The sequence below is a fragment of the Streptomyces lydicus genome, from assembly GCF_000717345.1.
GTDB lineage: Bacteria > Actinomycetota > Actinomycetes > Streptomycetales > Streptomycetaceae > Streptomyces > Streptomyces lydicus.
Map to the genome: position 1 here is coordinate 1 of NZ_JNZA01000055.1, position 11,112 is coordinate 11,112.

An 11,112-nucleotide genomic window follows, 5' to 3' on the forward strand; every position below is an offset into this window, starting at 1 on the left:
CAGGTCACGGGTGCTTCCGTCCGGCGCGCCGATGGTCAGCCGCCGTATTTCGGCAGTGATGCCGCCGTGCAGCGCCTCGGTTTTGACGATCCGTTCGCCAGCCTCCAGGTGTCGGCTCACCCAAGCCAGGGTCAACGGTCGGACAGCCGCCGCCTCATCGTGGTTGGTCACCGTGCCACCTCATCATCCGGACGTCGGCACCCGCAAAGGCTTTCTTTGGAGACGATGGCAGCGCTGCTTGCGAAGTAGTTCGAATCCGGCGTGTCCGAGGGGCGCGTCCTCGGCGCGGCGCGTTCGAAGGGCGTTACCTGGGCACGGGTGGCCGGTGCGCTGGAGATGCGTACCCGGCAGTCGGCTGAGCGCCGCTCTCTGCAGCTGCGGACCGACGCCGATGATGCGCACGGCGAACCGCTGAGTCAGAGCGAGCGCGTGGACTACCTCTGGGCCCTGCGTGAGCGGCATCAGGAGGAGATCGTGGCCCTGGCGAACGAGTGGTCGGTGGCCAGTCCGGCGGGCCGGCCACGCCTACACATGCCTCGTTCGTCTCGGGGTCGGCCAGCACCCAGTTCGACGGCGCGTCGGTGTCGTTGACCAGGAGTCCGCCAGCCGCGAGCGTCGCGGCTATGCGTACCTCGGCCTGGGCGTACGGCACCCATACGTCAACGTGGACGCGGTTGCGCTGCGGGCCCGGTGTGGCGTTGTTGACGAAGATCCGAGAGCCGAGTACGCCCAAGGTCCACCAGGCGGGCTCACAGTCGACCAGGGCGTCCAGCGGTCGCCCCGGGTTGCGGACGCCGAGGCCCAGGTCCCGGGCGGAGTGGTCGTGGTGCCAGCGGGCACCACGACCAGCGACCGGCCCTCGTCGGCGGCTGCCGCAGCAACCGCACCCCGGCCCTCACCGCACCCACTCTCACTGCTCAGGGGCCTACGGTCGCCCGGTTGACGTGGGACATCTGCCGACGGCGTGGCGGCGGCACCGCGCCGAGCCGGTTGGCGGCGTATGCGTGCGCTGCGGCACCCGGGCAGATCCCGGATGCCGCAGCCATGGTACGGCGGGCCACCGTAGTCTCCGTCGCGATCAGTGCTGGGGGTGCGGTTGAGAGCGGAACAGAGGACGCCGCTCGGCAGGGGCGCCCGGAGCGAGACGGCCGGCTTCGATGCGCATCCTGATGGCGTGGAACACCTCGATCAGGCCGAGGACGATGGCCATGATGCCCGCCACCAGGGTGAGCGCGCCGATCGAGGCGATCGGCGAGACGATCAGCACGATGCCCGCCAGCATGCCGATGATCCCGGTGAAGAGCATCCAGCCTCGCGCCGGCGTGTTCGGTGCGGAGGCCGCCGTAGCCGTCACCATGGTGCCGCGCAGCAGCCAACTGAAGCCGATCCACAGTGCGAGCAGCAGGATCGACTGCAGGGTGCCGCGGAAGCAGATCAGTCCGAGCAGGACGGAGAGCGCGCCCGTGAGGAAATGCAGCGCCCGTAGATGCCCGGGGACGTGCGTGCCGAAGGCGGCGGCCAGCTGGAAGACACCGATGACCAGCAGATAGATGCCGAAGAGCACGCCGACGACTCGCAGCGTCTCCTGCGGCCAGGCAAGGACCAAGACGCCGAGGGCGATGGCAGCCAGGCCCGTGGTGAGAAGGATCTGCCAGCCCATGTTCGCCACCGCCGCCATGCTCCCGTCGAGGGGGGCGCCCCGTGGCTCGGTGCCGTGCGTGGCCGCCGTGCCGGTGCCTGGTGAGGAATCGGAGGGAGATGTCATACCAGCTCACCCTTCCGGGAACAAGGGGGGAATCTTTTCCCTCCATGGTCCCTCCACCCGGCCCCGTATCGCCTGGCGAGGACGGAGGCAACTGAGAACTGCCGTGTCGGTGCCGTCGCCCCGAATGTGCCGGTCCGCGTGATCTCCGTGCGTTGCTGACGGTGCCCACAGTGCCGGGGCTCCTCGCCGCCGGCCCCGGTCAGCGGGCCAGGGGACACTGGGCCACCCACCCCCGACCGCCGACGGCTTCCCCTGGGCCCGCTCGGTCACTCGGTACGAGCGTCGTGCTTGATCGGCAGCCCTGAAGGCTCAGCCTCGCCCGTGCGGTACGAGGTCGGGGGGACCGACCGGTATCCGGGGGCCTCGGGCTGGGCGCACGGGGGCAGCCGTGGGCACGTGTGGTCTCGGTCTCCCAGCCCTCAAACAGCTTCGGCCGTGCCTTCGGGGCTCGGCCGGGTCGGCGGTGTGGACGAATGAAGGTGGGGCGGGCCCGGACACTGGATCGATCGTAGATTGGAAGGGCAGGCGGTCGCGCTCGCAAGCGGCGGAGACCACGTGATGACAGCGGATATCGATTTCACGGCGTTCTTCGACGTCACACCAAGCCCGTACCTGGTGCTGGACACGGACCTGGTGATCCGCTATGTCAACCCGGCATGCCTGAGGGCCGCCGGGCGAACCAAGGACGAGTTGATCGGGAAGTACTTCTTCGACGTCCTGCCGGAAAATCCCGGCATCCGCGACGATGCAGAAGGGCACCTGAAAGCGTCACTGCACCGGCTTCTGGACACGGGAAAGCCGGAAACCGCGGTGCTGCAGCGGTACGACGTCCCCCGCCCCGACCCACCGGGCGGGTTCGAGGAGCGATGGTGGTCCGTGATCCACACCCCCCTTCCCGGACCTGACGGCACAGTGAAGTGGATCATCCAGCAGGTAGAGGACGTCACCGCCTTCGTCCACTCGCCCCGGGCCCGTCAGCACGGCAAGGAGTCGACCGAGCGGGCAAACGGCATGGCAGCCGAGCTGTACGCGCGGGCCCGCGAGCTGCACCGGCTGAACCAGGAACTGCGCCAGGCCCACGCCCGCGAACAGCAGGTCGCCGTCACCCTGCAGGAAGCCATGCTCTCCGTCCCCGACCTGGACCAGCACAGCAACATCGCCGTGCGCTACCTGCCGGCGACCGCATCACTCAATGTGTGCGGCGACTGGTACGACGTCGTCGACCTGCCACCCGACCGCTACGCCGTGGCGGTCGGAGACGTCGTCGGCCACGGCCTGCATGCCGCGGCCGTCATGGGCATGCTCCGCAGCGCCCTGAGCGCCGTCATCCGCGCCATCCCCAGCCCCGCCCAGGCTCTGGAAGTCCTCGGCCTGTATGCCCGCTCCGTGGACGGCGCGATGGCCGCAACCGCGGTCAAGGTACTCATCGACACGCGGAGCACGCTGGTCATATACAGCAACGCCGGGCACCCACCGCCGATCCTGCTGCACTCCGACGGGACCTGCGAACTGCTGGACAAGGCCACCGATCCGCCACTGGGCGCACGCGAGCATCATGTCCCCCGCCCTCAGGCCGGCCTCGCCTACACCCCGGGAGACATCCTCGTGCTGTACACCGACGGCCTCATCGAGCGCCGCGGCGAGGACATCGACGCCGGCTTGGAACGCTTGACCACAGCCCTGGCCCAGGACCAAACCCTCCCCCCTGAGCTGCTGGCCGACGCACTGCTGGCCCGGCTCGACGTCGCTGGTGGCGCCCCCGACGACATCGCTCTCGTCGTCATCCGCCTGTGATCCAGCGCGTTTTTCGACAGCTTCCGGAGAGACCGCCGCGGATTCAGAAACAGCTTGAGAGGTCGTTTTCTCCGCGCGGCGCCCCGTAGCCGGCTCCTGCAGACCGACCGGCTGTGTATGCACGCGCGCCACGTGTCCGAGCAGGGTGTGGCTCAGGTGAGGGGGCGAGCGTCCCACGCGTTCTGGAGGGCTGACTGCACGCCTTTCCCGAGGACGAGGTGCGTCGTCCCGCCCGGCAGGGTGGGCAGCTCGGCCCAGTGCGTCACGGTTTCGGCACTGGCGAGGCCGTGGGGCAAGCGGACAATCCCGTCGGAGTCGACGAAGCAGTCCCTGTGCTCTGCCCCGTCCTCACTCCGGTGCAGAGTCATGAAGACCATCGGCCTCACCAGCCAAAATTCCTCACCCGATGCTGTGTCGGCCTCGGAGTCAGGGGCACGGTCACCTGGATACCGGCCCGTGATCGCCGCTGCCACCGGTGTACCGCTCCGAGGCAGCCTCACGCGTGCGTCAACCCAGGTCACTACGGTGTTCAGATTCGTCATCGCCACCCTCACTCAGGCACTCGGCACTCCACGCTCGCGGGGGTTGCTTGCGCCGGAACGAGCGCTGGACGGCGAGCACCCCCTCTGCGGTCACGATCTATGGGAATCGTCAACTCGTCAACGATCTCCGTCTCGCCCCTCGCCGAGTCACGTCCGCGCCAGGTCTCGTGCCGCAACTCACTTGGACAGTCCGCGACTTCGGCAAGCCCCTGAGGGGCGCCGAGCTCGTCGTGACCGGGAACCGCGCGACACGGGTTCCGGAGGCGGCCGACCGGTCCACCGTCTCCCCAACCAGCGCCCGCCGGAGACGTCTGGGTCGTGCGGCGTCAGCCGGGGGAGGACGGCGAACTGCCCGGTGAACAGGGCTCCGCGATGACCCCCGGAGCGGTCGTTGCGTAGCCGAGAACGAGCCCCTGCGGGTCGGCGACTGGCGAGGCCAGGGCAGTCAGCTGTGCGACGACGCATGCAAATCGACAGGCAGGGTGAGGCATTGCGGTCTCCCCGCCCTCCAGTTGATCGGGATCAACCGAACAGCTGGGAACCGAGCGGGTGTTGCCGGTCGAAGCCGGGGAGGATCAGGAAGGTCGCGCTGGCGGTTGTGGTGGTGAAGGGCAGCAGTGCGTCGGAGGTGTCCATGTGGGTGAGGGTGGCGGTGAAGGTCCGCAGGTCGTTCTGGAAGCTGATGAAGAGCAGGCCGGGGGCGGGCTCGTCGGTGCTGTAGGAGCGGCGGAGCATGAGCCCGACCCCGACCACGGTGGCGTGTGCTCTGCGCACGTGGGCGTCCGCGGGGACGAGATAGCGCCCGTCTGGTGTCTTGGCTCCGAGTGCCGGGCCCGAGGCGGCGGTGCCGCCGGAGAGGGGGACGCCGCTGGCCCGGCGCCGCCCGAAGACCGCCTCCTGTTCGGCTACGGACAGGGCGGCGAACCGTGGCAGGTCGAGTTCCATACGCCGCAGTACGGCAAGGGTGCCGCCGGCGACCGCAGGGGGCCCCGCCAGCCACAGGTCGCGCTGTTGTTCGGCGGTCGTGTGCGGGCCCACGATGCCGTCGATGAAACCGAGCGGGTTACGTGGCGCGGTGAGGCCGTTGCCGACGGACACGTTCGTACCGCGGCGTGCGGACTGGCGCCAGCGTTCGCGGATGCGGTCACCGGCCTGGTCCAGAAGCGCGGCGGCGACGACCGGTAAGAGCAGCGCGTCACTGGCGCAGATCTGTATCAGCAGGTCACCGCCGCGTGCTTGCGCGGCGATCCGCTCGCGGGAGAATCGCGGGAGGTCGGCCGCGCCGGGCAGCGAGGCACCGGCCGTGCGCACGAGCCGGGGGCCCACGCCGACGGTCACGGTGAGGTCGCCCGGCGGCAGGCCCAGCAGCCGCGTGTCGGTCCCCGCTGTGAGGGTGCGGATGGCCTGGCCGAGGTCGGCCAGTAACGGGCCGGGAGCCACGGTGGCACCGAGGTCGGCCACCACGGCGAGCAGGTTGGGCTGGGCCGCCTGGGGGAGCGTGATGCCGGCCTGATGGCGGCCCGTCGCCGGCACCGGCATGGGCGTGGCCCCTGGGGTAGGGGCGTGGCGGCCTGGCTGGGCGGAGTCCGATGTGCACCCGGCGGTCAAACCGGCTGCCATCATGGCGCCGGAGACCTCGAGGAACGTGCGACGTGACGGGTGGTGATCGGCTCGGCGCATGGGGTGCAGAGTGCCACACCCGAATCGCCCGTGCCGGTCAACCTCGCGATTCTGGCGGGGAATTGGGCGTCATGCCAGACTGGGATCATGCCTCGATTAGATCTTCGCGTGTTGGCGGCGGTAGTGGGCACGCTGACACTGGTGGCAGGCTGCGGCGGCGATGGCGGATCGGGCAAAGGCCGACGTCCGTCCGGTGCGCAGGTGACGATCCGAGTACCTGCCGATGCCCCGACGATCTCGGATGCGGTGTCCTTGGCTCGGCCCGGTGACCTGGTGCTGGTGGCGCCAGGCGTGTACCACGAGTCGGTGAAGGTCGACACGGCGCGCATCACTCTTCGCGGTGTGTCCCGGGACAAGGTCGTCATCGACGGGCGGTTGCAGCAGCCGAACGGCGTCGTCGTCTCGGCGCCCGGGGTGGCCGTGGAGAACCTGACCGTGGAGAACAACACGCAGAACGGTGTCCTGGTCACCGGTTCGGCGAAGGCTGCCGCCGGTCTGCCGGGGGGAGGCGGCGGCTACGACACCGGCGACGAGCCCGTCACCTTCCTGAAGTCGTTCCTGGTCTCCCATGTGACCGCGACTCGCAACGGTTTGTACGGCATCTACGCGTTCTCCGCCCAGAACGGTGTCATCGAGCACTCGTACGCGTCGGGCGGCGCCGACTCGGGGATCTATGTCGGCCAGTGCAAGCCCTGCAACATCGTGGTGCGGGACAACGTCGCCGAACTCAACGCGGTCGGTTACGAAGGCACCAACGCCAGCGAGGACATGTACGTGGTCGGCAACCGCCTGGTCGGCAACCGGGTCGGACTCACCACCAACTCCGACCACCAGGAGAAACTGCTCCCGCAGAAGGGCTCCGTCATCGCGGGCAATCTGATCGCCGCCAACCAGCAGACGGCCACCCCGGAGCAGGCCGACGGCGGGTGGGGCATCGGCGTCGGCATCGACGGCGGCAGCGACAACCGGTTCCTCCGCAACCGCATCGCCGGCAACCGCAACGCCGGGCTGGTGATCACCGCGACCGCTGACATACCTCCGGTCGGCAACCAGATCGTGGACAACACGTTCACCGGCAACGGCGTCGACGTCGGCTGGACGTTCCCCACCGCCACGCGGGGACGGGGCAACTGCCTGCGGGGCAACGATCTGCGCACCACCGTGCCCGCCCGGCTTGCGACGACTGCGGCCTGCCCGCTTCCGGCCGGGTCGTCCTCGCCGGCCGGCACGTGGGCGGCGCCGACAGCACCCGGTGGCATCCCGTTCACCGAGGTCGCGGCGCCTGCTCCGCAGCCGCAGTTCCCCGGCGCCGCCACCGCGGGCGCCACCGTAGTCCCGCCCGCCCCGGCCCGGCCGAAGACGGAGGGCATCCGGCTGCCGCCGGCGTCCCTGCTCGCCGCGAACGCGCGGGTGCAGACGTCCTGAACAGCGGCTACCGGGTCGGGGTGGTTCCGGGGCCCGGCTTGACCGGAACGTACTTGTGGGTGTCGAAATCGATGACTACCGGCTCCGACTGCGAACCCACGCTGACGCGGACCCGGTACATGGTGCCGTCGGAGCCGATCCAGTAGCGCACGTTGCCCGCCGTACCGGAGCGGTCAGGGGAGGACGGCCCGGTCATGACGTCCACCCAGCGCCCGTCCACCTGCTCCCGCCCCCACCAGGCGGCGCCGTTCTGCGGCAGCAGTTCGGCGTTCTCCGGCCGGTTGCCGCCGAGACCGAGCGCGATGGACAGGGAGGTGTCCAGCGCGCTGCCGGACGACAGCAGCGGGCGGTCGTACCAGCCCGAACGGGGCGGCGAGGCGGGTGCGTGCGCCGGGGCGTCCGTCATCGGGCGGACGTGCACCGAGGTGGGCGTCCACTGGATCAGCCCGTCGCTGGACTTGTCGCGCCCGGTGCCGTGCACCACGCCGTAACCGACCTTGCGCCGATAGTCGACGGACCCGGTGACGGCCAGCCCGCCGCCAGTGCCCGGCACGGTGATCGTCACCGCGCGGCCCTGCGCCTGGTAGTTACGGAATCGCGTGATCGCCAGCCGGCTCGCCTCATCCGTCCTCAGCGGGCGCGGACCGCCGGCGCCGGAGCCGCCGTCGGCGACCAGGAACGCGACCACCGCGGCCACCGCGACGGCCGCGATGCCGATGACGGCCGCGGCCCGGCGCGACCGCAGCCATCGGCGCCGGTCAGCCGGACGACCCGGCGAGGCTTGCCGGATTCTCACGCTCCGCACGCGGTTCGACGCTGACACTCTCCGAGTCATCCTCTCGATCACCACACCGTCCGGCCGCCGCGGGCTCGCGACGGCACTCGGCAGTCCGGTGGCAGACCACGCCAAGGCCGGCCCTCGTGGACCGGCCGAGACGTGATCTGCCCGTCTGCGCCGTCCGGATCGGGGACGGGCAGATCACCGTTACGCGGTTCGTTCAATGTTGCCGGGCGCGCCGATTCCGGGTCACGAACGCGATGACCAGGCCCGCACCCACCAGCAGACCGACGATGCCGATCATCTCCGCCAGCCCGGGTGTACCGGTGTTCGCCAGCGAACCCTCGCCTCCACCGGCCGGGGCCGGGTCGTTGCCAGGCGGCGCGGGCGACGGCGGCGTGGACGCCGCAGGCGGTGTCGGTGTCGGTGTCGGTGTCGGTGTGGGAGTCGGCGTCGGGGTCGGGCTTGGGGTCGGGGTCGGGGTTTCCTTCGGGATGTACACCCCGGCGTCGATCGAGTGATCGACCCCGCCCGGCTTGTCCGGCGCTGTGACAGGCGCGTAGCCGTTGCACAACGGTCCGGTGGTCGGCGGGGTCACATTGGAGTCGTGCGCACGGTTGGCACCGGCCCGCGGGAGCGTGAACCTCAGCTCGCTCGCCGGGGGCTGCTCGGGCACCTGGCTGGTGTCCGCGGTGCAGACGTCGAACTGCACCGTGTACTTCGCGCCCGGCTTGAGCTCGTACGCGGCGCCGACACCACCGAAGTAGTACTCGCCGGCGGCATTGGTCCTGGTCGTGGCGACCTGTTTGCCGTCCGCGTCCAGCAGGTTGATCGTCGCCCCCGCCAGCAGCACGTGCCCCGGGTCCTGGATCCCGTTGTGGTCGCCGTCGAACCACACGACGTTGCCGATCTGGATCGGCGCATTCGCCGCCGCGTATGCGATGTCACCGAGCCCGCCTGCCTTGCCGAACCCGCCTTGTTCCCGGCTGACGAACTGGAACCCGTTGGCGGCCGGGTTGTTGCCCGGGCCCTGACCGGTCGTGATGTCGTGGTACCCGGTCCCTGAGGTCGCGACGTTGACGACCGGGTCGAACTCCGTGCTGACGACCCACTGCTGCTGCGGGATATAGGCCACCGACCCCAGCGCGGTCTCCTGGTGCGCGTTGGCATAAAAGTCGCCCGGGAAGTATTCGACGACATCGGCGGCCTGCCCGCCATTGTTGGCGGGGGTGGCGTGGTTGGGGCAGCTCCCGGTGCCTTCCCACTGGAATTCACCGGTGGGAGTGGCACAGACCATGGTGATGTCACCACCGGACATGCCGTTTTCCGCCGTGTCGTTCCCCGGGCGCGGGTCCAGCCCTCCCCAACTGAGCACGTCCATGAACCGGTCGCGGAAACCCAGGATCATCGAGCCGTCGCGGGCGAAGGCGAGGGAGGCCAGCTCCGGCTGCGGATCGATGAAGACGCTGCCCGCCTTCCGGTCGTCCCACGTGCCCAGGCTGGTGTTCCACGGGTTCCAGTGGGTGGCCTTGTCGCCGGAACCGAAGACGGTGCCGCGTTGGTCCGTGAGCGGGTGGCTCAGCACCGTGGTGAACCGCTTGCCGTCGTAGGTGGCGACGAAGGCTTTCAGGTCCGCGCGCTGCTGCGTGCTCTCCGCGCTGCACACACCGCCGACGTACAGCGTGTTGTTGTGGACCTGGAGACCGAACGGCCGCCAGTCGTCGGGGCTCGCGCACCCCGGGTCCGGGATCGGGACCGTCGACTTGGGCGCCTCGGCGGTGGCCCCTGTCGCGTCGAAACTCACCAGGCTGCGGGTCCGCAGGTTCACCGCGTACAGCGTGGAGCCGTCTCCCGACAGGGCCAGGCCACCGATGCTCTCCTTGCCCGGTGCGTCGGTGAACCCGGGATCCTTGATCAGGTTGCCGGTGTCGTGCCGCGTCACCGCCGCGTCCGGCACCCGCGCGAACAGCTCCGGCGCACCCGAGCCGTTGACCGGCACCGTGTAGATCGCGCCCCCGCCCTGCGGCCCGTACGGGGCGTACCGGCGGGCGAAAGCGCTCTGGAACAGCCGGGTTTGGTACTTGTCGTACGCCAACCCGAACGTCGTGCCTACCTGGTCCTGCGTGGCCAGCGTGGTCGGGCACGCCACATCGGTGGGACACGTGCCCCGGGTCTTGGTCCCGAACGCCACCAACGCCCGGTTGTCGGTCCCGTTGGCGCCGTTGTGGATCGGCACGAAGTACCGCGAGTCGGGCAGCGCGTAGTCGGCCGGATCCCACACCCCCGTCACCACCGAGGCGTTCTTTCCGCCCGACACATCCACGAACGACGTGAAGCTGTCGAAGTGGTTCCCCGCCGTCGACGCAGGCGCCGCCTGCAGATAGCCGCTGTACGGCGCCGGGATGCTGACGTCGACGCGGTACTGGCCACCGCTCAGCACGGTCGACCGCGACACCACGACCTTTCCGGTGGCATCCGTGACGCCGGTGACAACGTGCCCCGCGGGGTCGGAGACCTTCACGGTCATGCCCCGCTGCGGCACGTCCATCGTCGCGTTGAGCACGCCGGTGCCGAAGAAGTCGCGCAGCACCTCAACCGTCAGCGTGCCGTCGGTGGTCGAAGCGGTGGCCGGTCCAGCCGTCGCTCCCACGGAGCCGCCTGCCAGCAAAAGAACAGATATCGCGATGCGCGCCGGCGGCTCCACAAGCCTCCAGGCTAACCGGCGCGAGTCTCTGCCGAGTCGGTTCATGGCATCACACTCCACACTTCTCTTGTCGTGAAAACGAAGCACTCGCTTCGCGCTACACGTCCACTTCGTGACCCCAGGCGCGGACGTCGGTCGCGATCGTCACGGAAGGAAAAAGGGCCCACTGCTGTTGAGTGGGCCGCTTGCGGTGATGGATATTGTGGGTGAGTGGTAAGCGCCGCAGGCCAGGAAAAGCAAACGCGCGTTCACGACCTCGGGCAGGACCGCCCTGGGTTGCGCGTTTTTGCAGCTCAATCACGGTGCCTTCGCCCCCACCCCGACCTCACCGACCGCCATCGCGAGCAGCGCGCGATAGCCTATCCCCGGAGTCTCGCCGTCACCAGCAGAATCCCTCACATCCCTGGGGATCCGCGACATTCTC

8 protein-coding genes and 1 pseudogene are annotated in these 11,112 nt (G+C 69.7%); 2 read left to right on the forward strand and 7 right to left on the reverse strand.

Annotation, left to right across the window (positions count from 1 at the left end):
- The 3 genes and pseudogenes from OO62_RS41080 to OO62_RS33785 all read right to left on the reverse strand — a co-directional run.
- A pseudogene (locus OO62_RS41080) lies at window positions 1-171 on the reverse strand (aminoglycoside phosphotransferase family protein); the annotation flags it as partial.
- Between the two features lie 133 nt (window positions 172-304).
- Window positions 305-733, reverse strand: coding sequence for a VOC family protein (locus OO62_RS41085; protein WP_241691862.1), 429 nt, complete (start codon window positions 731-733; stop codon window positions 305-307).
- A gap of 345 nt (window positions 734-1,078) precedes the next feature.
- Window positions 1,079-1,765 (reverse strand): HdeD family acid-resistance protein, encoded by a 687-nt coding sequence (locus tag OO62_RS33785; protein ID WP_033271526.1) that lies wholly within the window; start codon window positions 1,763-1,765, stop codon window positions 1,079-1,081.
- Between the two features lie 558 nt (window positions 1,766-2,323).
- Here OO62_RS33785 and OO62_RS33790 point away from each other — a divergent pair.
- Window positions 2,324-3,559: a SpoIIE family protein phosphatase gene (locus OO62_RS33790; RefSeq protein WP_033271527.1), complete on the forward strand. Its 1,236-nt coding sequence runs from the start codon at window positions 2,324-2,326 to the stop codon at window positions 3,557-3,559.
- Window positions 3,560-3,711: 152 nt separating this feature from the next.
- Here the strand turns inward: OO62_RS33790 and OO62_RS41090 are convergent, their stop codons facing one another.
- Window positions 3,712-4,101, reverse strand: coding sequence for an AQJ64_40280 family protein (locus OO62_RS41090; protein ID WP_033271543.1), 390 nt, complete (start codon window positions 4,099-4,101; stop codon window positions 3,712-3,714).
- 522 nt (window positions 4,102-4,623) lie between these two features.
- Complete coding sequence (locus tag OO62_RS33800; protein ID WP_033271528.1) at window positions 4,624-5,781, reverse strand: Dyp-type peroxidase; 1,158 nt, start codon at window positions 5,779-5,781, stop codon at window positions 4,624-4,626.
- An 87-nt stretch (window positions 5,782-5,868) separates the two neighbouring features.
- Between OO62_RS33800 and OO62_RS33805 the strand changes: the two genes are divergently transcribed.
- A complete protein-coding gene (locus OO62_RS33805) occupies window positions 5,869-7,206 on the forward strand; it encodes a right-handed parallel beta-helix repeat-containing protein (RefSeq protein WP_033271529.1) in 1,338 nt (445 codons plus the stop codon).
- A gap of 7 nt (window positions 7,207-7,213) precedes the next feature.
- Here OO62_RS33805 and OO62_RS33810 read toward each other — a convergent pair whose 3' ends face one another.
- Window positions 7,214-7,894: a hypothetical protein gene (locus tag OO62_RS33810; protein WP_033271544.1), complete on the reverse strand. Its 681-nt coding sequence runs from the start codon at window positions 7,892-7,894 to the stop codon at window positions 7,214-7,216.
- Window positions 7,895-8,204: 310 nt separating this feature from the next.
- The gene (locus OO62_RS33815; protein ID WP_033271545.1) at window positions 8,205-10,634 is read right to left on the reverse strand and encodes an SdrD B-like domain-containing protein; all 2,430 of its coding nucleotides are present in this window, start codon (window positions 10,632-10,634) and stop codon (window positions 8,205-8,207) included.
- Window positions 10,635-11,112: the final 478 nt, after the last annotated feature.